The sequence below is a fragment of the Xanthomonas campestris pv. phormiicola genome, from assembly GCA_025666215.1.
GTDB lineage: Bacteria > Pseudomonadota > Gammaproteobacteria > Xanthomonadales > Xanthomonadaceae > Xanthomonas_A > Xanthomonas_A campestris_A.
Genome location: CP102593.1, coordinates 5,021,502 through 5,044,666 on the forward strand (window position 1 = coordinate 5,021,502; position 23,165 = coordinate 5,044,666).

Consider the following 23,165-nt stretch of genomic DNA (forward strand, 5'->3'; position numbering starts at 1 on the left):
GATGCACGCGGCGATTGTGCACGCGCGGCCGGCGCCCGATGGCGGACGGGCCGGCTGCGGTGCGCGGCTCATGCGGGCGCGGCGGCCACCGCAGCCGGCGCCTGCTGCAGATAGTCGATCAGCCGTTGGCGGCCGGCGGCGTCGATGCGCAGGCCGAGCTTGCTGCGGCGCCACAGCAGGTCGTCGGCCTGGGTCACCCACTCGTGTTCGCGCAGATAGTCCACTTCCGCCTGGTACAGGTCGGCGCCGAAATGCTCGCCCAGTGCCTGCAGCGAGCTGGCCTCGCCGAGCAGCAACGTCGCGCGGGTGCCGTAGTTGCGCGCCAGGCGCCAGGCGCTCGCCTCGCTCAGCCACGGCCGCGTCGCGCGCAGTTCCTGCGCCAGCACGTGGATGTCGCGGCGTTCGCCGCCGGGCAGCGGCGCGCCACGCACGGTCCAGGCCGGCGCCTTGCGCCCGGCGTGCGCGACCAGCCGGTCCACCGCTTCCTCGGCCAGCTTGCGGTAAGTGGTGAGCTTGCCGCCGAACACGTTGAGCAGCGCCGCGCCGCCGTCCGCGTCCAGTTCCAGCAGGTAGTCGCGGGTGACCTCGGCGGCGTTGTCCTCCTCGTCGTCGAGCAGCGGGCGCACGCCGCTGTAGCTCCACACCACGTCGCCGGGCGCGATCTGCCTGAGGAAATAGCGGTTGGCGGCCTCGCACAGGTAGCGCGTCTCCTCGGCGTCGATCTTCGGCGCGGACGGATCGGCACGGTAGTCCACGTCGGTGGTGCCGATCAGGGTGAAGTCGTGCTCGTAGGGGATCGCGAACACGATGCGCCGGTCCGGCTGCTGGAAGATGTAGGCGTGATCGTGCTCGAACAGCCGCGGCACCACGATGTGGCTGCCCTTGACCAGGCGCAGCGCGTGGTCGTGGCCGACCTTGGCCACCTCGTCGAGGAACTGCACCGCCCACGGTCCGGCGGCGTTGACCAGCGCGCGCGCCTGCACCTCCTGGCGGCGACCGTCGGCATGCTCCAGCTGCACCTGCCACACGCCGCCGAGCCGGCGCGCGGCGACGCAGCGGGTACGGGTCAGTATCCTGGCGCCGCGTTGCGCCGCATCCAGCGCATTGAGCACCACCAGCCGCGCGTCCTGCACCCAGGCGTCGGAATAGACGAAGCCGGTGCGGAATTCCTCGCGCAGCGGCGCGCCGACCGGGTCCGAGCGCAACGCCATGCGCCTGGAGCCCGGCAGGGTGCGACGGCCGCGGCCCAGATGGTCGTACAGGAACAGGCCGGTGCGGATCATCCACGCCGGGCGCAGGTGCGGCTGGTGCGGCAGCAGGAAGCGCAGCGGCCAGATGATGTGCGGGGCCAGGCGCAGCAGCACTTCGCGTTCGGCCAGCGCCTTGCCGACCAGCGCGAATTCGTACTGCTCCAGGTAGCGCAGCCCGCCGTGGATCAGCTTGGTGCTGGCGCTGGAGGTGTGCGAGGCCAGGTCGTCGCGCTCGCACAGGCACACCGACAGGCCACGGCCCACCGCGTCGCGGGCGATGCCCACGCCGTTGATGCCGCCACCGACCACCAGCACATCGTAGATCTCGCGCATTGCCTGACTCCGGAAGCGTCGTGTCCCCGGGCGGCGAACGCTCGGGTCGACGACGAAGGACGAAAAGATCGTAAACGAACATTTTCGAACATAGCACGCTGCAGTGCAGCGTGGAGTCGAGCGAACCTGCCGGTAACGGCGGCAGGGCGTGGCGAAAACCGGCGTTTTCTTGCCAGTCAGCCCGCTGGAATAGCGACCCTCAGCAGGATTTAACGGCACAATAACGAAATAATTCGAACATAAACGCGCATGAAATGCGCGCTTGCCCGGCGTGCAGCCGACCGCCGGCGCACGCAGGCCTGCAAGCAATGCGCAGTGGCCGCTCAGTCCAGGTCGGCGTGGTCGCTGCCCGCCGTGGCCGCCGTGACCGCTTCATCGTCAGCGTCGTTGTCGGCGACGAACACCCGGGTGCCGGCCGCGGCCAGCACCGCGGCCAGGTCCGGCGGCGGCGCGCGGTCGGTGAACCAGGCCTGGACCCGCGCGATCGGCCCGAGCCGGACCATCGCATTGCGGCCGAGCTTGCTGTGGTCGGCGGCCAGGAACACCTGCCGCGAGTGCTCGATGATGGCCTGCGCCACCCGCACCTCGTGGAAATCGAAATCCAGCAAGGTGCCGTCCGGATCGATGCCGGAAATGCCGATCACCCCGAAATCCACCTTGAACTGGCGGATCAGCTCGATCGTGGCCTCGCCGGTCACGCCCTGGTCGCGGCCGCGCACGCGCCCGCCAGCCACCATCACCTCGAAGCTCGGATTGGCGCTCATCATCACCGCCACGTTGAGGTTGTTGGTGATCACCCGCAGCCCGCTGTGCCCCATCAGCGCGCGCGCCACGTCCTCGTTGGTGGTGCCGATGTTGATGAACAGCGAGGCGTCGTCGGGAATGTGCTGCGCCAGCAGCGTGGCGATGCGCCGCTTCTCCTGCGCCTGCAGCGCCTTGCGCGCCGTGTAGGCCAGGTTCTCCACGCTCGACGGCAGGCTGACGCCGCCGTGGTAGCGGCGCAGCAGGCCGGCCTCGCACAGCAGCGCCAGGTCGCGGCGGATGGTCTGCGGGGTCACCTCGAAGCGCGTGGCCAGCCCTTCCACCTCGGCATAGCCCTGCTGCCGCACCAGCGCCACCAGTTGCTCCTGGCGCGGATTGAGCGCAGGCAGCGCGCCGGGCTTGGGGATCGTGTTGTCCATGCGCCGATGATGGCGCATGCGCGAACGGATGCAAACGCCGGCGACCGCGGCGATCGCCATCGCGCACAGCGCATCGACGCATCCGCGGCCGGCGTCGCGGCACGCGGCGCGCCTCCCCGGCCATCGTCGACACGGCCTAGACTACGCACCCCGCCGGACGCCACCGGCAGCACCGGACCGGCCATGATCAACAACGACGTACTGCGCTCCATCCGCTACATGCTCGACCTGAGCGACCAGATGATCGTGGACACGGTGCACCTGGCCGATCCCGCCTTCCCGATCGACAGGAGCGAAGTGCCGGCCTACCTGAAGAAGGAAGACGAGGACGGCTTCGTCGAATGCAGCGATCGGGTGCTGGCGCATTTCCTCGACGGACTGGTGTTCCATTACCGCGGCCGCGACGAAAGCCTGCCGGCGCGTCCGGTGGAAACCCGGGTCACCCACAACGTGGTGCTGAAGAAGCTGCGCGTGGCGTTCCAGCTCAAGGACGTGGACATGCACCAGATCTTCGCCGATGCCGGCTTCCCGGTGTCCAAGCCGGAGCTGTCGGCGCTGTTCCGCCAACCCGAGCACAAGAACTTCCGCCTGTGCGGCGATCAGCTGCTGCGCAACTTCCTCAAGGGCCTGACCCTGCGCCTCCGCGTCGCCGGCTGAGGCCGGTCGCGCCGCAGACGCGGCAGCCCGGCCGACCGGGTCGGGACCGCCCCTTCCTTGCGCAGCGTTCGCTGCAGGCCTGCGGCCGCAGCGGGCCGCCACCGGGATGGCCGCTGGCACGATGGCGCGAGGCCGCCGGCCCGGTTGCCGCGGCGCTTCGTACACACCCCTTGCGGCGCGTCCAGTCGACACCGCCAGGACGGACCATACCCCCAGGTGTGCACGCCGCACGCCGCGATTCGGACTACGATGCGCGGGGTCGCCCCCCATGGCGGGCGCCGCCCACTTCCTGCGCCGGCGGTGTCCCTTCCCGTTCCGTCTTGAGGTCCCCCATGAAACTAGAGGTGCTGTTCGACCAGTTGCACACCCTGCCGACCATCCCCAAGGTGGCGCAGGAGCTGATCCTGCAATTCGACAATCCCACCACCAGCCTGGACAGCGTGGCGCGCAGCATCGAGCGCGACCCGGTGATCGCGGCCAAGGTGCTGCGCCTGGCCAACTCGGCGCGGTTCCGCGGCGCGCGCGATTCGACCAGCGTCGAGGACGCGGCGCTGCGCCTGGGCTTCAACACCTTGCGCACCCTGGTGCTGGCCTCGTCGATGACCGACGCGTTCCATGCGCCCGCCCATTTCGACCTGCGCGCGTTCTGGCTGCACAGCTTCGAAGTCGCCGGCGTGTGCCGGCTGCTGGCCAGGCAGAAAGGCCTGGATCCGGAAACCGCGTTCACCTGCGGCATGATGCACAACATCGGCGAGCTGCTGATCCAGACCGGTGCGCCGGACTATGCGGCGCAGCTGCATCCGGACGCGTCCTCCAGCGGCCGCGCCGCCGACGAGACCGTGCAGCTGGGTTTCGGCTACCCGGAAGTGGGCACCGAACTGGCGCGGCGCTGGCACCTGCCGGAGGTGATCCAGAGCGCGATCGCGTTCCAGGCACGGCCGCTGCAGGCGCCGGAAGGCCAGCCGATGCCGCGCGTGGTGGCGCAGGCGGCGCTGGTCGCCGATGCGCTGGAGCGCCATGGCGGCGCCACGCCGGAAGCACGGCAGGCGGTCAGCGGCCCGCTGCTGGACGACGTGGACCTGGACGCGCTGTTCGCCGCGCTGCCGGACGTGATCGAGGCCGACCGCGCGTTCACCGAGATGCTGCGCTGACGCACTCGCTGCGGATGATGTCGCATGCGGGAGCGACTCGACTGGCCTCAGGTCATCGGCGCGACGGGCTCTCTCGGTCGTGCCCGTCGCGACTGAAGTCGCTCCCACAGGGGCTTGCGGCGAACCGGCTGGGTGCACTGTGGGAGCGACTTCAGTCGCGACGAACGAAGCGGTGTATTTTCCGGCCCGAGGTGCCGCCGGGGGCCGAAACCGCTTCCGCCCGCGTTCGCTGACGTAGACACATCGAAAACGCGTTACCCGCCAACCACCTCGGCCTGCAGCGCGCCGACCACGCTCGGCCACAGTTCCGACACGGTCGGGTGGATCGGCACCGCCCATTGCAGCGTCTCGAACGGCTGCCCGGCATTGATCAGGTCGAGCACGCCATGGATGGCTTCGTCGCCGTTGATGCCGAGAATCGCCGCGCCAAGGATGCGGTGGGTCTGCGCATCGGCCACCAGTTTCATGAAGCCGGCGGTCTCGCCGTTCTCGCGCGCACGCCCGACCTGGGCCATCGGCCGCTTGGCGAACAGCAGCGGACGGCCGCTGGCGCGCGCCTGCGCCTCGGTCATGCCGACCCGGCCCAGCGGCGGATCGGTGTACAGCGCGTAGCCGGGCACGCGCTGCGACACCCGGCGCTGGCCGCCGTCGAGCAGGTTGGCGGCGACGATTTCGTAGTCGTTGTAGGCGGTATGGGTGAACGCGCCGCGGCCGTTGCAGTCGCCCAGCGCCCACACGCCGGCGGCACTGGTCGCCAGTTGCTCGTCGACGACGACGTAGCCGCGCGCATCGGTGGCGATGCCGGCGTGCTGCAGACCCAGGTCGTCGGTATTGGGTTGCCGCCCCATCGCCAGCAGCACATGGCTGGCGATCACTTGCGGCGCACCTTCGTGGCAATCCACCTGCACCGCCACGCCCTGCGCATGCGGCGCGAACGCGATGCACTGCGCGCCGGTGCGCACCGCCACGCCCTCGCCTTCCAGCACCGTGCGGATGCATTCGGAGACGTCCTCGTCCTCGCGCGCGATCAAGCGCGGCTGCTGCTCGACGACTGTCACCTGCGCGCCGAGACGGCGGAAGATCTGCGCGAATTCCAGGCCGATGTAGCTGCCGCCGATCACCGCCAGGTGCCGCGGCACGTCCTGCAGCTGCAGGATCGAGGTATTGGTCAGGTAGTCGATCCGTTCCACGCCCGGCAGCGCCGGCACATGCGCACGTCCGCCGACGTTGAGGAAGATCTTCGGCGCACTGATGCACTCCTCGCCCACGCGCAGCCGCTGCGGCGCCTCGAAGCGGGCATGCCCGCGCAACAGGGTCAGCCCGCGCATGCCGCCCAGCCACTGCTCCAGGTTGTCGCGCGCGCTATGCGTCACCGCATGCGCGCGCGCCATCACCCGCGCGATGTCGATGCCGACCTCTCCCTGTAGCTGCACGCCGTAGTCGGCGGCGCGCCGCGCCAGGTGCGCCACGCGCGCGCTGGCGACCAGGGTCTTGGTCGGCATGCAGCCAGTGTTGACGCAGGTGCCGCCGAGCAGCTGCCGCTCGACCAGCGCCACCTGCATGCCGGCCGCGACCAGCCGTCCGGCCAGCGACGGTCCGGCCTGGCCGGCGCCGACCACGATCGCGTCGAACGTGCGGCTCATCGCAGCAGCGCCATCGCCAGCACGCCCAGGCCGATCGCCGCCGCGTCCTCGAGCAGCGCCGCCGGCGGATCGCGGCCGAAACGCTGCGCCATCGCCGCACGCGCCGCGGCACCGCCATAGGTGCCCAGCACCGCGCCGAGCGCACCGGCGACCATCGCCGCCACCCACAGCCCGCCGCCCAGGCCCACCGCCGCGCCGCACAGGCCGCCGGTCACGATGCGCGTGCCGAACTGCAGCGGCACCTTGCGGCTGGGCGTGCCCGGCAATTGATCGGTGACGAGTTCGCCGATGGCCAGCAGCGAGACGATCCACGGCGTGAAGCGCCACCCCAGGAACGCCAGCGGCGTGCCGATCAGCGGCAGCACGCCCAGGCTGGCCGCCCAGCTGACCACGGCCGGCGCGGTCATCGCGCGCAGGCCAGCGACGATCCCGATCAACAGCGCGACGACGAGCAGGCTCATGGCGGCGACTCCGGCAGGTGGCGAAAGAAACCCGGGACAACCTGGCAAGCGCGGCGTACCGCACGGCAGGCGGCAGCGGCCCTCGAGTATAGGCAGCCCTGCACCGCGCCCGCCATGCCGGGCCGATTTGCGCACGCACATGCAATGCCGGTCAGTGCATTCGGGCCGGCCTTGCTCGCTTGGTTGGGTTCGCTCGCTTGCCCGGCTTCGCCGGCTTGGCTGCCTTGGCTGGCGTGCCTGCATTGGGGGCTTTGGCTGGTTTCGCTGGTCTGGCCTGCCCGGCCCGCTCGACCGTTTTGCTGGCTTTGGGCAACTGCACGGATTTGGCCGCCCCGGTCGCTTTCGCTTTGGTCGCTTTGGTCGCTTTGGTCGGCTTCGTCGGCGCGAGCGGCTTGGCGATTTTCCCGACTTTCGCCGGCTGCGTTGGCTTGGCCGGCTTCGTCGCCTTCGCGGTCTTCGCAGACCGGCTGGTTTTCGCCGAGCCGGTTGCCTTGTCGGTCGAAGCGGCGACGCCGCCGCGCTGCGCGCCTGCCTTCAACGCGACCCAGGTCGGCGCGTGATCGCTGGCATGCGCCAGGTCGCGCACCCACCGGTCCACGCCGGCGTCGTGCAGGCGCGCGGCCAGCGGCGGGTTCAGCAGCAGGTGATCGATGCGCAGGCCGGCATCGCGCTGCCAATGCTGGCGGAAATAATCCCAGAACGTGTAGAGGCGGCGCTCGCCATGCACCGCGCGCAGGCTGTCGGTCCAGCCCTGCGCGAGCAGGTCGGCATAGGCCTGGCGGCTTTCCGGCTGCAACAGCGCATCGCGGCGCCACGATGCCGGGTCGTAGATGTCCGCATCGGTCGGCACCACGTTGAAGTCGCCGATCAGCGCCACCGGATGCGGCAGTGCCACCAACTGCTGCGCATGCCGCTGCAGCCGCGCGAACCAATCCAGCTTGTAGTCGAACTTCGGTCCCGGGCGCGGATTGCCGTTGGGCAGGTACAGGCAGCCGACCAGCACGCCATGCGCCATCGCCTCCAGGTAGCGGCTCTGCGTATCGCGCGGGTCGCCCGGCAAACCGCGCCGGCTCTCCACCGGATCGCTGCCCTTGGCGAGCACCGCCACCCCGTTCCACGCCGACTGCCCCATCCACAAGGCGCCGTAGCCGGCAGCGTGGAGGTCGGCGATCGGGAAACCCGCATCCACGCTCTTGAGTTCCTGCAGCCCGACGATGTCCGGCGCCTCGCGCTGCAGCCACTGCAACAGCTGCGGCAGTCGGCTGCGGATGCCGTTGACGTTGTAGGTGGCGATCTTGAGCGTCTTCATCGCATGCGCCGTTGCAGAACCGGCCATCACCTTGGCCCAGCTACGCTCGGCGCATCGTGAAAACCGGCAGGCGCCCATGCCCCCCCTCGACAAGCCGCTGCGCCGCGAACTGGAGATCGACGGCACGCCGTATACGCTGACCGTGGACCCGGACGGCCTGAAACTCGCCGAGAAAGGCCGACGCAAGGGCCTGGCGTTGCGCTGGAGCGACCTGGTCAACGGCGACGCCGCGCTGGCCACCGCGCTGCAGGCCTCGCTTGCCGCCGGCAAGTGAGCAAGCGGCGCGGCATGCGGCGGCTGTCCTGCCGTATGCCGCGTAGACAATGGGCGCCTGCCGCAGCCGGCGCCGCGCAGACCGCGTGCCGCCCATCCACGCCGGTGGTATTTTCGGCCCGACGGCCATCGGCAAGGAGCGGACGCATGCAGTCGAACAACGGCACCGATCAGGCGGCAGGCGTTGGCCAGCGGCCGAAACGGCTGGCAAGCCTCGCCGCGCTGGCGCTGGCCGCACTCGCCGGCAGCGCGAGCGCGCAGCAGGACGCGCTGCGGATCGCGACCAAGACCGTCTATGCGAAGGACACGCCGGAGTGGCGCCAGATCCGCGCGTGGCTTGTGCAGCATCCCTCGACGATCGACGGCAAGCGCCTGGGCGATCCCGACCAGCTCAGCGCGGTGAGCCTGGACTACAGCGTGAGCCTGCCTGCCGCCACCCGCGCGGTGCCGCGGCCGCTGCCCTTGCCTGCGACCGGTACGCCCGGCGACAGCATCGCCATCGCATCGTGCGCGCAGGGTTACCTGCAGTCGTGGCACTACGTGCCGGACGATAGCCCGCAGCACCGCTGGGACCTGCAGTCCTACACGCTGAAGCTGACCGCCGCATGCCCGGATGGCGCCAGCGGGGGCTGACCTGCCGCCCTACGCGAAGATGGCGGCCCGGGTGCGGATCGGCGCGTTTCCGTCGGCCTTTCGCTCGCTGCAGGAGCGGTTTCAACCGCGACCGACGAAGCAGCGCAAGCACCGCCCCGGCGACGCGTCGGAGCCGATGGCCCGAGACCGCCCAGCGCCCCTTCTGCAGCGCACCCAGCGGGAATCTCCTTGTGGGAGCGACTTCAGGCGCGACGCGCTTTCCCGGTAACGCCCGTCGCGACTGAACTCGCTCCCACGGATGGCGTCCTGCGGATCGGAATCCCCTGACCGGATCGATCGCCGGCGTGGCCTGCATCGCGGCCCAAGCGCCCCATCGTGGTTCCTGCCCGGTCCGCCATCCGGGCCTCGCCGCCGCCCGCCACCCGGGCGACGCCTGCGCATACCGGCGAACCGCGTCCATCGTCGCAGCGTGCGTGGCCGGTCCGCGCGGCTTCGCGCGTTCGATGGAAGGACGCCACTGCGCCAGGCACGCCGCCGGCGCGCTCGTGCCCTCATGCAATCGCAGGGGCCCTGCGTCCATCCTGCCCAATGCGGCAGCGAACCGGCAGCGGCGCGCTCGTGCCCAGCTGCCTTGCGCGCGCCGTGCGCCAACGCCACGCGACGCCAGGCAGGGGCATTCATCGTCTCGCGCATCGCACGCCTTCACATGGCCGCAGGGCCATGGCGGACAGGATCTCCCACGCGGCAATCGCCTGTCGATTTCCCGCCTTCTCGCACGTCGTATGCAACAAGGCGCCCCTCCCGGCGCGCCGCACCCGGAGGTTCCCATGTCGTACGTCGATGGTTTCGTGCTGGCCGTGCCCACGGCCAACAAGGAGAAATTCCTCGAACATGCCCGCATCGATTCGGTCTTCATCGAATTCGGCGCGCTGCGCGTGCTCGAATGCTGGGGCGAGGACGTGTCGCGCGGCCAGCAGACCGACTTCTTCCGCGCGGTGGACGCCAAGGACGACGAAACGGTGGTGTTCTCGTGGATCGAGTGGCCGGACAAGGCGACCCGCGATGCCGGCATGAAGAAGATGATGGAAGACCCGCGCATGGATCCGGCGGTCAATCCGATGCCGTTCGACGGCAAGCGCATGATCTACGGCGGCTTCGTGCCGGTGCTGGAACTGAAAAAATAGGCGCGCAAGCGGTCGGCATGCGACGGGCGCTGCGCCGCGGCAGCGCATGCCGTCCGCGCATGCCGCTTCATGCCGCGCTGCGACGACGGCGCAGCGCGGGGCGGCTCAGAACCTGTAGCTGAAGCTCAGCGTGGCATTGCGTCCGGCGGCGTAGTACAGGTTGCTGTACTCGTCCAGCACGAAATACTTGCGATCCAGCAGGTTGCCCGCGTTGAACTGCAGCGACGCCTGCGCGCTGAAGGCGTAGCGCGCCATCGCGCTGAGCAAGGTCACCGAGGCCTGGTCCACGCGCTGCGGACCGTTGGGGCCATCCACCGCGGCGTGGCTGGCGGACTGCCAGTTGGCGCCGCCGCCCACGCTGAGCCGGTTCCAGGCACCGGGCAGCCGGTAGGTGGTGAACAGGCGCACCAGCGTGCGCGGCAGCGCCGTGCGCAGGTCGGCGCCGTCCGGGCCCTCCAGTTCGAAATGCGACCAGCCGAACGACGCGCTCCAGTCTTCGCTCAACTCGCCCGAGGCTTCCAGCTCGAAGCCGCGCGAGCGCGTGCCGTCCACCGCCACGTAGGCCTGGGTCAGGCCGTCGGGCAGGGTCTTGCCGACATCGGCCTCGGCGACGTTGTCCTGGCGGGTATCGAACAGCACCAGCGCGGTGTTGAGGCGGCCGTCGAAATGGCGGCCCTTGAGGCCGATCTCGCGGCTGCTGCCGAGCACCGGATCGAGGAAGCTGCCGTCGCTGCGGCGGTTGTCCTGCGGGTCGAAGATCTCGGTATAGCTGACGAATGCGGAATACACCGGGGTGATCGCGTAGATCAGTCCGGCGTAGGGCACGGTCTTGCGGTGGTCGTGGCGGAACACGCCGCTGTACAGGTCGTCGGTGTCGTTCTTCCAGCGGCTGTAGCGGGCGCCGGCGACCAGCGTCAGCGGCTCGGCCAGCGACAGGCGCGCGGCGGCATACGCGCCCTGCTGGTCGGTGCGGATGTCGGTGACCTTGTCGGCGTCGGCCGCGAACTGCGGATAAGGATAGTCGCCGTTCCACTGCAGGAAATCGCCGATCGGTGCCAGCGTCTCGGTGGCGTTGACCCACGACCGCTTGGTGTAGCGCGAACCGCTCAGGCCCAGCACCAGTTCGTGTTCGCGCCCCCAGGCCTGGAACGGCCCGGACGCATACACGTCGAGCATGTTCTGGCGGCCGCGGTCGCGGCTGCGGTAGGCGTAGGGTTCCAGCGTCTCGCCGGTGCTGCGGTTCGGGAAACCGTAGACGTAGAACAGCGCCATGTCGCCGTCGGTGGCGCGGTGGCTGGCCAGCGCCCGCAGCAGCCAGCCATTGCCGAACTGATGCTTGAGGTCGGCGAAGGCGGTGGCGGTGGTGGTGTTCCAGTAGGTCCAGTCCGCCGCGCTGCTGAAGCCGCGCGGCCACTCCAGGAAACTGCCGTCGTCGTAGAACACCGGGTAGGTGCCCCAGGTCACGCCCCTGGGCCGGTTCTTCTGGTAGTCGTAGCCCACGCTCAGCGTGGTGGCGGCGCCGAGGTCGGCATCGACCACGCCGTACAGCACGGTCTTCTTCTTGCTGTAGCGGTCCAGGTAGGAATCGCCCTGCTCGTAGGCGCCGACCACCCGGCCGCGCACGCTGCCGTCGGCCGCCAGCGGCGCGGCGACATCGGCGGTACCGCGCAGGGTGTTCCACGACCCGGCGCTCAGCGCTGCGTCGGCCTGCAGCGTGCGGCTGTCGGCGCGCTTGCGCACGAAGTTGATCGTCGCCGACGGGCTGCCGGCGCCGCTGAGCAGGCCGCTGGCTCCGCGCAGTACCTCGATGCGTTCGTAGATCGCCGTATCCAGGCTGGCATCGGCGGACCCGGAGTTGATCCCCGGCGCGACCGGCACGCCGTCGTAGGCCATGTTCTCGACCAGGAAGCCGCGCGCATAGAACAGCACCCGCTCGGTGTCGTAGGCATTGGAGGACACGCCGGTGACGTTGTCGAGCACCTCGCGCACCGAGGTCAGGTGCTGGTCCTCGATCCGCTGCGCGGTGACGATGCTGACCGACTGCGGCGTCTGCTGCGGCGTCAGCGCCAGGCGCGTCGCCGCCGCGGTCTGTTCGACCGTGTAGGAACCCGCGCGTTCGGCGTTGACGTTGATCGCGTCCAGCGTGGTCGGATCGTCGGCGGCAACCGATTGCGCCGCGGCCGACACCGCGATGGACAAGCCGACGGACAGCGCGCTCAAGCGCACGGCAGCGGCACGAAGAGGGAAAGCGGACATGGAAAACCCCTGAATGAAGTGAGCCGCAGGCAGGCGGCCTGTGCGGATTCTCACGACTGGGGCTGGCAGGAACACGGCTTGCGCGTCGTCAAGTCCGCGCAGTTTATCCGAGCGCCGCCGCCGGGACGAGTGCGCCGCGCGCGCGGCGCGGCGTCGCTTGCGACTGAGGCCGGCACCGACGCAGCGTACCCGTTCGGACCGGGCACGCTGCCTGGCGTGGCTGAGCGCAGCCGCTCAGAGAATCGTGCAGAAGCTGACGTAGCGATCGGCGGAGTAGTAGCGCTTGTCGACGACCGACTTCCGGGCGCCGTCGGTGACCAGGAACACCAGCCGGTAGGTGCCGGCCGGGCCGCCGGGATCGCGCCATGCCTCGCCCTCGTAGCAGGTCTGGCCGCGGCCGGCCTGGGGCAGGCGTCGCTCGTTGTTGCCGAACACCTGCACGTCGACGGCGCCCGCGCCGCAGGCGGCGATCGGATTGGGCATGGTGATGCAATGGTTCAGGTCGCGAACGGCTTCGCGCACATAGGTGGGCAGCGTGCCGCAGCTCGGGGCCTTCTGCGCCTGCGCAGCCGACAGGGCGAGGACGGCCAGCAGCGCGAATCTGATCGAGGGATACATCGAGGACTCCTTGAGGACGGATGGATGGATTGCCGCCGATGCGAACAGCACGCAGGCCGCGCACCGGACCATGAGAAGAAACGCCGCCGCCCATCCGTGAATACCTGATCTGCCGGTGCGCGGCCGCCGATGCGTTCGGCTCAAGCCAGGCATGCCGCACGAGCGCCGGCACTGCCGCTGTGGCGTTGCCGGCAGGTGCCGGACGCGGCCGCCTCGGCTACCATCGGCGGCGCGCCGAAGCCGGCGCTCGTCTTTCTGCGCACACGACCGCCTCCCGCCGCCCCATCCGCTGCCCATGAACCACGCCGCCTCGTCCCGCCCCGTCGCGGGCACCGCCCTCGCTGCGCTGCGCGTGGCCGCCAAGCTCGCCGCCTTCCTGCTGGCCAGCGCGACGCTGGTCCCGCTGCAGTGGCTGTGCATGCGCTTCACCCGCGGACGCGGCGCCTTCGTGCTGCCGCGGCTGTGGTTCGCCTGCCTGCGCAAGGCGATGGGCATCCGCGTCGAGGTGGTGGGCACGCCGCGCCGCGGCGGCGGCACGCTGTTCGTCGGCAACCACATCTCGCACTTCGACATCGTGGTGCTGGGCAGCCTGCTGCGCGCGCGCTTCATCGCCAAGAACGACATGGAACGCTGGCCGGGCATGCGCCGGCTCGGCGCGCTGGCGCAGACCCTGTTCATCAGCCGCCGGCGGATCGACGCGGCCAACGTGGCGGCGGCCGTCGCCGCGCAGATCCGCCCCGACCACGACGTGGTGCTGTTCGCCGAAGGCACCACCTCGTCCGGCGAGCGCGTCGCCCCGTTCAAGTCCAGCCTGTTCTCGCTGTTCCTCGGTGGCGGCGCCGACGCCCGGCCATGGACGCTGCAACCGTTCACCCTGGAAGTGCTGTGCGTCGATGGCCGCCGCCTGGCGCACGGCGGCGAGCGCGACGCCTACGCGTTCTACGGCACGATGCAGGCCGGCGCCCACGTCATGCGCTTCCTGCGCTCGTCCGGCGCCGTGGTGCGGGCGACCTTCCACGCGCCGATCGCGCTCGACCACGGCGCCGAGCGCAAGGCGCTGGCGCAGCGGCTGCACGCGATCGTGGCAGCGTCGCTGCCTGCGCCGCGCAGCGACGCCCGCCCGGCATAGGCCGCACGCGCCGCTGCGGCGCGCCCCGAGGCACCGCGCCGCTGTTCGCGCCGCCCCGCCGGGTCAGTGCTTCGGCAAAGGCTGCATGCGGTAGTTGTCCGGCGGTGTACTGCCGAGCAGGTATTGCACGAAGTAGTCCCAGCGGCGGCGGGTCACGTAGGGCGTGGCGTCGTCGCCATAGGCGTGCTTGGCGTTGGGCAGCACCAGCATGTCGAAGCTCTTGTTGGCCTTGATCAGCGCGTCGGCCATCAACAGCGATTCGTAGGGCGGGACGTTGTCGTCCAGGCTGCCGTGCACCAGCATCAGCCGGCCCTTGAGGTTGGCGGCGAGCAGCGGATTGGCCTGGTTGTCGTAGCTGCCCTTGCCCTGCTTGTCCACGCTGAGCGGCCCCTGGTACTTCTCGCCCCAGTCGTCCTCGTAATCGCGGTTGTCGTGGTTGCCGCTCTCCGACCAGGCCACCTTGAAGAAATCCGGGTAGCGCAGCATCGCGTCGGTGGAGGCGTTGCCGCCGCCGGAGTGGCCCCAGATGCCCACGCGCTGCAGGTCGATCCATGGATAGCGCTGCCCCAGCTCCTTCAACCCGGCCACCTGGTCGGGCAAGGTGTTGTCGCCCATGTCCGCGTACCAGGTGTCGTGGAAGGCCTTGGAGCGCCACGGCGTGCCCATGCCGTCGATGGCCACGACGATGAAGCCCAGTTCGGCCAGCGCCTGGTTGTCGCCATGGCTGGGCAGGAAACTGCGCCCGCGCACCGAGCCGGTCTGCGGGCCCGGGTAGATGTAGTCGATGACCGGATAGCGCTTGGCGGGGTCGAAGTGGGAGGGCTTGAACATCACCCCGTACAGCACGGTCCTGCCGTCGCGCGCCTGCACCGTGATCGGCACCGGCGCGACCCAGCCGGCGGCCTGCAGGCGGCCGATGTCGGCCTTGGCCACGGTGGCGAGGGTGCGGCCGTCGCCGGCCTGGCGCAGCAGCGTCACCGGCGGCTGGGTGGTGGTGGAGTAGCTGTCGACGAAGCGCTGGCCATCCGGCGACAGGGCGATGGCGTGGTCGGCCGGCTCCGGCGTCAGCAGCTGCGGCGCGCCGCCATCCAGGCCGACCTTCCACAGCTGCTGGTCGTACGGATCCAGCCCGCGGGTGCGGCCGACGCCGCGGAACCAGGCGGTGCGGGTCTTGGCATCGACCTTCAGCAACTCGGTGACGTTGCCCTCGCCGGTGGTGATGGCGCGCTTGGGCTTGCCGGTGGCCAGGTCGTACAGATACAGCTGGCCCCAGTTGCTGCGTTCGGAAAACCACACCGCTTCGTTGCGCTCCGGCAGGTAGGCCCAGTTCGCCGCGACCTGGCCGCTTTCGTAGTAGGTCTTGGCGGTTTCCCGGAACGCGGTGCGGACCGCGCCGGTGGCCGCGTCGGCGATCCGGAACCAGGCGTCCTTGTGATAGCGCGAGGTGGAGACGAACGCCAGGGTCTTGCTGTCCGGCGCCCACTTCACGTCGTCCCAGCCGCCGTCCGGGCCGCAGCTGACGTCGTCGCACAGGGTCGAGCGGTGCTGGTCCGGCGGCATCTGCAGCCGCACCACCTTGCGTGCGGGCACGTCCACGATCACCCGCTCGATCATGGTCACGTCCTTGTCGCCGGGCATCGGGTACTTCCACTGCAGCAACTCCGGATGCCCCAGCTTGCTCCTGACCAGGTACATGTCGCCGCTCTTGCGCTGGTCCTGCTGGAACGTGGCGATCCTGCGCGAGTCCGGCGACCACTCCAGGATCGCCTTGTCGCTGTGCTTCCAGCCGGCGTTGTCGGTGGCGTAGCCGAAGTCGCGCACGCCATCGGTGGTGAGCTGGGTTTCCCTGCCCGAGCCCAGGTCGCGCAGCCACAGGTTCCAGTCGCGGACGAACGCCTCGCTCTTCTTGTCCGGCGACACCATGCCCGGCTCGGGCTTGTCCTTGGCGTAGACCTTGCTGCAATGCGCGCCGGCGTCGCAGAACACCTGGGTGTCGCGCACGCTGAAACGGTAGCGGCCATCGGCGGCCAGGCTCAGCGACTTGATCGGCAGGTCGGTCGCGGCCAGCGGCCGCTCGGTGAGCGCCAGCAAGGTATTGAGCGACGCGGCCAGCGCGGCCTGGTCGAACAGCGGCGCGCGCTGGCCGCTGACCGCGTCCATCCGCATGAAGTGGTCGCCGCCGGCGTCGTGGTCGACATAGGCGAAATGGGTGGCGTCCAGCCAGTCCACGCGCTGGACCGCATGGTCCAGCAACGGTTGCGTCAGATGGCCGAGCGCGCGCTCGGCCCGCGCATAGTCGGCGGCGGTGACAGCCGGCGCCTGCGCGGCGGCGGCGGCCGGCAGGAGCATGGCCAGGAGGACGGCGCCGAGCGAACGTGGGGCAAGGAGCGGGGAAGGCATGGCGTGGGGGTTCCGGAGCGGACAGGTGCGGACGGCGGGAAGCGATCCTTGCGCGTAATCCGCCGATGCTACGCCCTGCCCGGCCGGCGCCCCCCTGCCGGAAGTCGTAGTGGCGCACTGCCGACGCCCGGCGCGGCAGCGCTTGCATCCCGTCGGCCGCGGCGTCGCCGTCCGCAGTGGGCCGGATCGCGGCCGGAACGCCGGCGGCCGCGCGCGCCGCGTCCGTCCGAGTCGTGGCCGCTGTGCGGCGCTCCCGGCGTTGGTATCGGCAGGCAACAGCGACCGGCGCGGCGTCTTCCCGACCCGCACAGGAGTCCGGCGCGGCTGCCTGCCTGTCGCAGCGCGCGTCCGCATACGGACGGCGTCCACGCGGGCCCATACCAACAGTTCATGGAGAACGCAAATGAAGAGCACAAGGGCAGCAGTAGCGTCGTTCCGGTCCCCGCACGCGGTCACCGTCGCGGTGCCGGTGGAGGTCGGCAACGACATCGAGAAGATGCACAAGATCACCCGGGAAATCCTCGGCCGGCTTGGCTGCGCGGCCTGCCATTCCGGCTTCGACCTGCGCTTCGTGATCGAACGCGACTTCCGGGTCAATCCGGCGCTGGAGATCGAGGGTTTCGCGCCGCGGATCGGCCCCTGACCGGAGGCATCGGCGATGCATGCCCTGCCCGATCTTGGCGTCGGCCTGGTGCTGTGGCCGGAGTTGATGCCGGTCCTGGCCGAGGACGACGGCGCGATCGGGGTGGTCGAGATCGAACCGGAATTCTTCTGGTTCGAGACTGGCAACGCGCAGGCGCCGATGCGCATCGACACCGGCATGGTGCGGCAGCTCGCCGAGCTGCCGCAGCACAAACTCGTGCACGGCGTGGCCTCCCCGGTGGGCGGCTCGCTGGCACCGGAGCCGCAACGCCTGCAACTGATGCGCGAGGTCGTGCAGGCGCTGGGGGCGCCGTGGGCCAGCGAACACCTGAGCTTCAACGCAGTGCCGCTGGCCGGCGGTCCGGTCGATTCCGGTTTCCTGCTGCCGCCGCTGCAGACCGTGGAGAGCGCGCAGCAGGCAGCGGCCAATCTCCGCACGATGGCGCACGGCCTGCAGGTGCCGTTCGCGGTGGAGAACAACGTCAATTATCTGCGCCCGGTCGCTGGCGAACTCAGCGACGGCGCGTTCCTGGCTGAAGTGGCGACCCAGGCCGACTGCGGCATCCTGCTCGACCTGCACAACCTGTGGACGAACCAGAAGAACGGCCGCCAGCCGGTGCGCGAGGCGATCGCCGCGCTGCCGCTCGAGCGGGTCTGCGAACTGCACCTGGCCGGCGGCTTCGCGCATCGCGGCTACTGGCTGGACGCGCATTCCGGACTCGTCGATGAAGACCTGATGCGACTGGCCGCCGACGTGGTTCCCGCACTGCCCAACCTGCGCGCGATCGTGTTCGAGATGCTGCCGACCGCGTTGGCGCAGGTCGGTATCGCCGATGTGCGCAGGCAGATCGACAGACTGCACACGCTGTGGGCGCTGCGCCGGCCCGGCGCACCCGCGCCGCATCCGGCAGCGGGCCGCGCCCGCCGCGATGGCGACGCCGCGCCGTCGCCTGCCGACTGGGAACGGACGCTGGGCGCGCTGGTACGCGGCGACGCGCCGGGCGCGCATGCCGTCGCCGCCCTGCTGGACGATCCCGGCGTCGCCCTGCTGCGGGAACTGGCCAGCAATGCGCGCGCCGGGCAGATCGCCAGCGCGGCGCGGCTGACCACGCGCATGCTGCTGGCGCATGGCGGCGAGGCCGCCTTCCGCCTCCTGTTCGAGGACTACGCCGCAGCGCAGCCGCCACGCCAGTTCGCCAGCAGCGAGGCGCTGGGCTTTCTGCAGCATGTGCAGCTCGCCGCGCCGGCGATTCCGCAGCTCGCCCAGGTGGTGATGTTCGAAAGCGCCGTGATCCGTTCCGCGCTGCATGGCGACGCGCGCGTCGTCGCCTTCGACGGCGACCCGGTGCCGCTGCTCACCGCGCTGGCCGAACGGCGCGCACCGCCGCCGATGCAGGCATCCGGCAGATTCGCGATCGAGCTGCAGGGCGGCACGGTCACCGCCATTCGCGCCCGCTAGCGTTCTGCATCGCCGGCACCCGCGTGCATGCGTTGCGCGATCTCCAGGACGCATCGGTCCTGGCACCGGACCGCCCGCGGATCCCGCCGCAGATCCCGCGCGCCGCCGGGCGATGCTGCGCCTGCACGGAATGCAGTTCGCTGCGCTCCCTGTAGAAGACTTCAGCTCCGACAGCATCCACAACCGGAATATCGACCGCTCCGTTCGTCGCGGCTGAAGCCGCTCCACAGCCAGCGGCATCATGCCGATCGCGACTACGCCGACACGCTCCTTCCGCCTCAGTGCGCCTCACGCAGCCAGCGCGCCACCTGCGGCGCGAAGTAGGTCAGCACGCCGTCGGCGCCGGCGCGCTTGAACGCCATCAGCGATTCCAGCACGCACTTGCGTTCGTCCAGCCAACCATTGGCGAAGGCGGCCTTGAGCATCGCGTACTCGCCGCTGACCTGGTAGGCGAAGGTCGGCACGCGGAATGCGTCCTTCACCCGCCGCACCACGTCCAGGTACGGCATGCCGGGCTTGACCATCACCATGTCGGCGCCTTCCTCCAGGTCCAGCGCGATCTCGCGCAAGGCCTCGTCGCCGTTGGCCGGGTCCATCTGGTAGGTGCTCTTGTCGGCCTTGCCGAGGTTGCCGGCGCTGCCGACCGCGTCGCGGAACGGGCCGTAGAACGCCGAGGCGTACTTGGCCGAATAGGCCATGATGCGCACGTGCAGATGCGCGTCGGCATCCAGCGCGCGGCGGATCGCGCCGATGCGCCCGTCCATCATGTCCGAGGGCGAGACGATGTCCACGCCGGCCTGCGCGTGCGACAGCGACTGCTTGACCAGCGCCTCGACGGTGATGTCGTTGAGCACATAGCCGCGCGCGTCGATGATGCCGTCCTGGCCGTGGGTGGTGTACGGATCCAGCGCCACGTCGGTCATCACCCCCAGCTCGGGGAAACGCGCCTTCAGCGCGCGCACCGCGCGCTGCGCCAGGCCGTCCTCGTTCCAGGCCTCGGCCGCGTCCAGGCTCTTGCCGGACGGATCGATCACCGGGAACAGGTCGATCACCGGGATGCCCAGCTCCAGCGCGGTCTCGGCCTCCTTCAGCAGCGCATCGATCGACAGCCGCTCCACCCCGGGCATCGAGGCAATCGGCGCGCGCCCGGGCAGTTCGTGCACGAACACCGGCCAGATCAGGTCGTCGGCGGTCAGGGTGTGCTCGCGCATCAACCGGCGCGAGAAGTCGTCGCGGCGCATGCGCCGGGGGCGGTAATGGGGATGGGCCACGTGAGGCTCCTGCAGGGACGGATCGGGCGTCGCGCACCCGGCAGCGCGAGGCGGCGCCCGCTCTACCGGGCCGCGCCGCACGCACCGGCGCGAACGGTGACGGCCACCGCAGCGATCGTCACCGCCGAATTTTACGCCTGCCGGCCGCAGATGGACCGGGCCTGCTGCAACACAGCATGCCGCGGCGCCCGGCGGCGGCGGCGCATGCCGTCAGATCACCCCGCCGCCCAGGCTCAGCCGGATCACCCCGACCACGATCACCAGCCCGTTGAGGATCAGCCCGGTCTTGGCGCGGCCGCGGTTCGGGGCCGAGGTGAACAGCAGGCCGATCGCGGCGATGATCGCGCCGACCGCGGCGAACGGGATCACGAACCAGTTGCCCCAGCCCAGCAGCGGGATGAAGGCCAGGATCATCCACAGCAACGCCACGATGCCCCACAACAGACTGATCAAGCCCATGCCGCCGCCCTACGCTGAATGCCAGTGCGCACCATAGCGCGCAGCCCTGGCGGCGCAAGCCAACTCTTGGCACGGGACTCACGGCGGCCATGCCACGGTGATGCGGCAATGGCGGGTGCGGCGCGGTTCACCGGTCGCGCCTATCATCGCCTCGTATCCGATCCGCGGGGGTAATGCCATGAACGTCCGACCGCTGTTGCCGCTGGCGCTGCTGCTTGCGCTGGCCGGCTGCGCCAGTTCCTCCAAGGTGATGGTCGGTGCGCCGCGTCTGCCGATCGACCCGGCCCTGGTCCAGATCTATTCGACCCCGCCGCCGGGCGCGGTCGACATCGCCCAACTCGAATCGTCCAGCGCGGCCGGCTTCGGCACCCAGGGCCAGACCGATGCGGCGATGGCCCGGCTCAAGCGCGAGGCGGCCAGGCTCGGCGCCAACGGCGTGGTGCTGATGGGCGTGGCCTCGCAGCGCTCGGGCGGCAGCGTGTCGGTGGGCGCCGGCAGCTACGGCGGCCACGTCGGCGGCGGCCTGGGCATCGGCATCCCGACCACGCAGAAGCGCGCCGCCGGCATGGCGATCTGGGTGCCGCCGGGGGCGCAGGTGCGCACTCCCTAGAAGTTCAAAGGCAGCGCATGGAGAGCCCTACCTGACTGTAGATGAATTTATTCACATTTGTGTAGCAATAAATTTATGGGAACTTCACGCAGAATGTGCGAAATTTGTCAGGACCTGCATTCTACTTAGTGCACAAGGACGATGGCTGTAGCAGGCTCACAATTGGGGTTTTCTCTCGCTGGCTTCCGGGCCAGTACGGGCGTCCGTGAAGTCGGCGCGCCAACCGTCCTTGCACATCGCGCTATCCGGCCGGGAGCCATCAGCTCCGCGGCGGGACATGTACGTTTCAATTACCTGCACAGCGACAACCTGCGAGATACGCCATGATTGAACCTACCCGCCGTTCACGCAAGCCATTTTCCTGCCTGGCCACAGGGTTGCTGCTGGCTGCGGGCCTTTGTGCCAGTCAAGCCAATGCGCAATGGATCGTGCATGACCCTACCTCCCTTGGCGAAACGCTGAAGGAATATGCCGAGGATGCCAAGCGGTGGACAGACACCCTCAAGCAGTACAAGGATCAGATCGCGCATTACCAGCAACAGCTGATCAAGCTGCAGAGCCTCAACCTGACTGGCTCGACCATGCAAGATGACTTCACCGAGCGCGCCGATGACTACGGGATGGAAGATGCCTGTCCAGGTGGGAGCGGCAGCGGTGTGACTGGCCTGGTGAATGGCTTCAAGAATTTGCTGCCCAATATGCAGGGCAATCTGGTCGAAGAGCAGTTGAAGGTCTGCCAGCAGTTGGTTCTGACCGACAATGCGCGCTACAACGAGTCGGTACGCATGCTCAAGCGTCTGATCCAGCGCAACAAGGATTTCCAGGAAAAGATCCAGGCCCAGCGCAATAGCGTCGGGACCAGCCAGGGCGCACTCGCGGCGAACGACAACGAGGTCTCCCGGTTCATGACCCAGAATTCCATGGACCTCGATTACTGGCAGGCCAAGATCAAGGCCTATGATGCCCGCGAGATGACCCTGAAGAACGACCAGACGAAGCTCGCCAAGCGCGCGCTCGACGGCAGCAGTTCGATCTTTGGCCAAGTAGTGCAGGCAGCCGCATTGAAGACGGCGCTGTCTGTCGATTAAGCGCGTCGTAGCAACCGCAGCTTCGCTATCAGCAGGAATTAATCGGGAAGAAACATGGACAGCATTTTCCAGGGGGCGATGAACTGGTTGCATCCGATGGCGGATACCGGGCTCGGTGATTACGTTTTTTTCAAGCTGATCAACACGTACTTGAACAGCGAGATCAATACCTTTGGCATGGAGCTGATGAAGCGGGCGATGAACTGGGTCAGCGTCATCGCCATGACCGCGGTCACCCTCTGGGTGCTGCTGGCCGGGTATCGTATCGCCACCGGCCAGTCGCGCGAGTCCGCGTTGGCTACCATGGTCAAGGCCACCAAGATCGTGGTCATCCTCGGCATCGCCAGCGCCGTGGGTGCCAACGGCGCCATGCTGCACAAGACCATGACCGACAACCTGGACCAGGAGATCCACGGGCTGTTCACCGGCGATGCCGGTAGCGCCGCCGATGCCATCGACGAGAACCTGGCCTATACCCAGCTCGCCCTGGCCGCCGTGGATGTGGTCCGCATCAGCCCCACCGATCCCGAATCGCTGGACAAGAAGAACAAGGCCCTGTTCATGGCCGGCTTCGGCGCCGCCAGCCCCGCCATGGCCGCCGGTGCGATGCTGCTGCTGTTCAAGTTCACCATGGCCTTCCTGGTCGGCGTCGGGCCCATCTTCATCCTCGCCCTGATGTTCGATCAGACCAAGGACCTGTTCAAGAAGTGGCTGTTCTACGTCATCGGCACCCTGTTCTCCATGTCCATGCTCTCCGTGGTCTCGGCCATGGTGCTCAAGCTCTCGACCAAGGTCGCCATCGCACTGTGGGCCAGCAAAAGCATCAACGGCCTCCTCGGCACCGATACCGAAGGCCTCAGTTCGCAGGCGCTGCAGCAGGGTGGTATCGGCTTGCTGCTCACTGTCCTGATCGTCACCATGCCCACCGTCGCTGCCGCATTGTGGCAAGGAAATATGGGAACGTTCATGGCGTATTCGGCGTTTGGTGCTGGCGCGTCACCTGGGCCGCAGGGGCAGCCGCCGGGGGCATATGCGCCGCCTCGCATTGCTAGCAGCGATGCCGCAACACAAAGCACGCCTATTCAGCAGTCACAAGTTAACCAACGATCTTCAGGTATGTCACAAACCGTAATTTCTCCTGAGGGCAGCGGATCTATGGGCCAAGCAAATCAAAATCCCAGTCGATTTACCTGAATT

Annotated in this window: 21 protein-coding genes; 11 read left to right on the forward strand and 10 right to left on the reverse strand. The window is 69.2% G+C overall.

What is annotated here, in order from left to right; translation table 11 throughout:
- Positions 1-68: 68 nt before the first annotated feature.
- Both glpD and NRY95_21235 read right to left on the reverse strand, forming a co-directional pair.
- Positions 69-1,583 (reverse strand): glycerol-3-phosphate dehydrogenase, encoded by a 1,515-nt coding sequence (gene glpD / locus NRY95_21230; GenBank protein ID UYC16168.1) that lies wholly within the window; start codon positions 1,581-1,583, stop codon positions 69-71.
- Between the two features lie 323 nt (positions 1,584-1,906).
- The gene (locus NRY95_21235; protein UYC16169.1) at positions 1,907-2,782 is read right to left on the reverse strand and encodes a DeoR family transcriptional regulator; all 876 of its coding nucleotides are present in this window, start codon (positions 2,780-2,782) and stop codon (positions 1,907-1,909) included.
- A gap of 165 nt (positions 2,783-2,947) precedes the next feature.
- Here NRY95_21235 and NRY95_21240 point away from each other — a divergent pair, with 165 nt between their 5' ends.
- Entirely contained in the window at positions 2,948-3,421 is a 474-nt protein-coding gene (locus tag NRY95_21240; GenBank protein ID UYC16170.1) for a DUF1456 family protein, read from the forward strand.
- Between the two features lie 332 nt (positions 3,422-3,753).
- Positions 3,754-4,572 (forward strand): HDOD domain-containing protein, encoded by an 819-nt coding sequence (locus tag NRY95_21245; GenBank protein UYC16171.1) that lies wholly within the window; start codon positions 3,754-3,756, stop codon positions 4,570-4,572.
- Between the two features lie 254 nt (positions 4,573-4,826).
- Here the strand turns inward: NRY95_21245 and NRY95_21250 are convergent, their stop codons facing one another.
- From NRY95_21250 to NRY95_21260, 3 genes are all read right to left on the reverse strand, one after another.
- Entirely contained in the window at positions 4,827-6,215 is a 1,389-nt protein-coding gene (locus NRY95_21250; GenBank protein UYC16172.1) for an FAD-containing oxidoreductase, read from the reverse strand.
- Entirely contained in the window at positions 6,212-6,676 is a 465-nt protein-coding gene (locus NRY95_21255; protein ID UYC16173.1) for a DUF4126 domain-containing protein, read from the reverse strand. Before NRY95_21255 ends, NRY95_21250 begins: the two co-directional genes overlap by 4 nt.
- Positions 6,677-6,827: 151 nt before the next feature.
- Positions 6,828-7,985 (reverse strand): exodeoxyribonuclease III, encoded by a 1,158-nt coding sequence (locus NRY95_21260; protein UYC16174.1) that lies wholly within the window; start codon positions 7,983-7,985, stop codon positions 6,828-6,830.
- A 76-nt stretch (positions 7,986-8,061) separates the two neighbouring features.
- On the opposite strand from NRY95_21260, the gene NRY95_21265 reads away from it, so the two are divergent.
- From NRY95_21265 to NRY95_21275, 3 genes are all read left to right on the forward strand, one after another.
- Positions 8,062-8,259 carry a hypothetical protein gene (locus NRY95_21265; GenBank protein ID UYC16175.1) on the forward strand — a complete coding sequence of 66 codons (198 nt, stop codon included), beginning with the start codon at positions 8,062-8,064 and terminating at the stop codon, positions 8,257-8,259.
- A 146-nt stretch (positions 8,260-8,405) separates the two neighbouring features.
- Complete coding sequence (locus tag NRY95_21270) at positions 8,406-8,891, forward strand: hypothetical protein (protein UYC16176.1); 486 nt, start codon at positions 8,406-8,408, stop codon at positions 8,889-8,891.
- Between the two features lie 788 nt (positions 8,892-9,679).
- Positions 9,680-10,036, forward strand: a complete 357-nt coding sequence (locus NRY95_21275; GenBank protein ID UYC16177.1) for a DUF1428 domain-containing protein — start codon at positions 9,680-9,682, stop codon at positions 10,034-10,036.
- 105 nt (positions 10,037-10,141) lie between these two features.
- Here NRY95_21275 and NRY95_21280 read toward each other — a convergent pair whose 3' ends face one another.
- Entirely contained in the window at positions 10,142-12,262 is a 2,121-nt protein-coding gene (locus NRY95_21280) for a TonB-dependent siderophore receptor (protein ID UYC18659.1), read from the reverse strand.
- 264 nt (positions 12,263-12,526) lie between these two features.
- A complete protein-coding gene (locus NRY95_21285; protein ID UYC16178.1) occupies positions 12,527-12,910 on the reverse strand; it encodes a hypothetical protein in 384 nt (127 codons plus the stop codon).
- A gap of 295 nt (positions 12,911-13,205) precedes the next feature.
- Between NRY95_21285 and NRY95_21290 the strand changes: the two genes are divergently transcribed.
- Positions 13,206-14,039: a 1-acyl-sn-glycerol-3-phosphate acyltransferase gene (locus NRY95_21290; protein ID UYC16179.1), complete on the forward strand. Its 834-nt coding sequence runs from the start codon at positions 13,206-13,208 to the stop codon at positions 14,037-14,039.
- 63 nt (positions 14,040-14,102) lie between these two features.
- Here the strand turns inward: NRY95_21290 and NRY95_21295 are convergent, their stop codons facing one another.
- Positions 14,103-16,439 carry a S9 family peptidase gene (locus tag NRY95_21295; protein ID UYC16180.1) on the reverse strand — a complete coding sequence of 779 codons (2,337 nt, stop codon included), beginning with the start codon at positions 16,437-16,439 and terminating at the stop codon, positions 14,103-14,105.
- A gap of 403 nt (positions 16,440-16,842) precedes the next feature.
- Here NRY95_21295 and NRY95_21300 point away from each other — a divergent pair, with 403 nt between their 5' ends.
- Together NRY95_21300 and NRY95_21305 are read left to right on the forward strand one after the other, a co-directional pair.
- Complete coding sequence (locus NRY95_21300; protein ID UYC16181.1) at positions 16,843-17,082, forward strand: hypothetical protein; 240 nt, start codon at positions 16,843-16,845, stop codon at positions 17,080-17,082.
- Positions 17,083-17,097: 15 nt separating this feature from the next.
- Positions 17,098-18,540, forward strand: a complete 1,443-nt coding sequence (locus tag NRY95_21305) for a DUF692 domain-containing protein (GenBank protein UYC16182.1) — start codon at positions 17,098-17,100, stop codon at positions 18,538-18,540.
- A gap of 278 nt (positions 18,541-18,818) precedes the next feature.
- Here NRY95_21305 and hemB read toward each other — a convergent pair whose 3' ends face one another.
- On the reverse strand, positions 18,819-19,811 hold the full coding sequence (hemB, locus tag NRY95_21310; GenBank protein UYC16183.1) for a porphobilinogen synthase: 993 nt from the start codon (positions 19,809-19,811) through the stop codon (positions 18,819-18,821).
- 210 nt (positions 19,812-20,021) lie between these two features.
- Complete coding sequence (locus NRY95_21315) at positions 20,022-20,270, reverse strand: hypothetical protein (protein UYC16184.1); 249 nt, start codon at positions 20,268-20,270, stop codon at positions 20,022-20,024.
- 178 nt (positions 20,271-20,448) lie between these two features.
- On the opposite strand from NRY95_21315, the gene NRY95_21320 reads away from it, so the two are divergent.
- The 3 genes from NRY95_21320 to NRY95_21330 all read left to right on the forward strand — a co-directional run bounded on the left by NRY95_21320 (position 20,449) and on the right by NRY95_21330 (position 23,162).
- On the forward strand, positions 20,449-20,880 hold the full coding sequence (locus NRY95_21320) for a hypothetical protein (protein UYC16185.1): 432 nt from the start codon (positions 20,449-20,451) through the stop codon (positions 20,878-20,880).
- Between the two features lie 323 nt (positions 20,881-21,203).
- Positions 21,204-21,968, forward strand: coding sequence for a DUF4141 domain-containing protein (locus tag NRY95_21325; GenBank protein ID UYC16186.1), 765 nt, complete (start codon positions 21,204-21,206; stop codon positions 21,966-21,968).
- A gap of 54 nt (positions 21,969-22,022) precedes the next feature.
- Positions 22,023-23,162, forward strand: a complete 1,140-nt coding sequence (locus NRY95_21330; GenBank protein UYC16187.1) for a type IV secretion system protein — start codon at positions 22,023-22,025, stop codon at positions 23,160-23,162.
- Positions 23,163-23,165: the final 3 nt, after the last annotated feature.

Excerpts from the sequence above, each read along its gene's own strand:
- glpD (UYC16168.1), bottom strand. The coding sequence starts at position 1,583 with ATGCGCGAGATCTACGATGTGCTGGTGGTCGGTGGCGGCATCAACGGC.
- NRY95_21235 (UYC16169.1), bottom strand. The coding sequence starts at position 2,782 with ATGCGCCATCATCGGCGCATGGACAACACGATCCCCAAGCCCGGCGCG.
- NRY95_21240 (UYC16170.1), top strand. The coding sequence starts at position 2,948 with ATGATCAACAACGACGTACTGCGCTCCATCCGCTACATGCTCGACCTG.
- NRY95_21245 (UYC16171.1), top strand. The coding sequence starts at position 3,754 with ATGAAACTAGAGGTGCTGTTCGACCAGTTGCACACCCTGCCGACCATC.
- NRY95_21250 (UYC16172.1), bottom strand. The coding sequence starts at position 6,215 with ATGAGCCGCACGTTCGACGCGATCGTGGTCGGCGCCGGCCAGGCCGGA.
- NRY95_21255 (UYC16173.1), bottom strand. The coding sequence starts at position 6,676 with ATGAGCCTGCTCGTCGTCGCGCTGTTGATCGGGATCGTCGCTGGCCTG.
- NRY95_21260 (UYC16174.1), bottom strand. The coding sequence starts at position 7,985 with ATGAAGACGCTCAAGATCGCCACCTACAACGTCAACGGCATCCGCAGC.
- NRY95_21265 (UYC16175.1), top strand. The coding sequence starts at position 8,062 with ATGCCCCCCCTCGACAAGCCGCTGCGCCGCGAACTGGAGATCGACGGC.
- NRY95_21270 (UYC16176.1), top strand. The coding sequence starts at position 8,406 with ATGCAGTCGAACAACGGCACCGATCAGGCGGCAGGCGTTGGCCAGCGG.
- NRY95_21275 (UYC16177.1), top strand. The coding sequence starts at position 9,680 with ATGTCGTACGTCGATGGTTTCGTGCTGGCCGTGCCCACGGCCAACAAG.
- NRY95_21285 (UYC16178.1), bottom strand. The coding sequence starts at position 12,910 with ATGTATCCCTCGATCAGATTCGCGCTGCTGGCCGTCCTCGCCCTGTCG.
- NRY95_21290 (UYC16179.1), top strand. The coding sequence starts at position 13,206 with ATGAACCACGCCGCCTCGTCCCGCCCCGTCGCGGGCACCGCCCTCGCT.
- NRY95_21295 (UYC16180.1), bottom strand. The coding sequence starts at position 16,439 with ATGCCTTCCCCGCTCCTTGCCCCACGTTCGCTCGGCGCCGTCCTCCTG.
- NRY95_21300 (UYC16181.1), top strand. The coding sequence starts at position 16,843 with ATGAAGAGCACAAGGGCAGCAGTAGCGTCGTTCCGGTCCCCGCACGCG.
- NRY95_21305 (UYC16182.1), top strand. The coding sequence starts at position 17,098 with ATGCATGCCCTGCCCGATCTTGGCGTCGGCCTGGTGCTGTGGCCGGAG.
- NRY95_21315 (UYC16184.1), bottom strand. The coding sequence starts at position 20,270 with ATGGGCTTGATCAGTCTGTTGTGGGGCATCGTGGCGTTGCTGTGGATG.
- NRY95_21320 (UYC16185.1), top strand. The coding sequence starts at position 20,449 with ATGAACGTCCGACCGCTGTTGCCGCTGGCGCTGCTGCTTGCGCTGGCC.
- NRY95_21325 (UYC16186.1), top strand. The coding sequence starts at position 21,204 with ATGATTGAACCTACCCGCCGTTCACGCAAGCCATTTTCCTGCCTGGCC.
- NRY95_21330 (UYC16187.1), top strand. The coding sequence starts at position 22,023 with ATGGACAGCATTTTCCAGGGGGCGATGAACTGGTTGCATCCGATGGCG.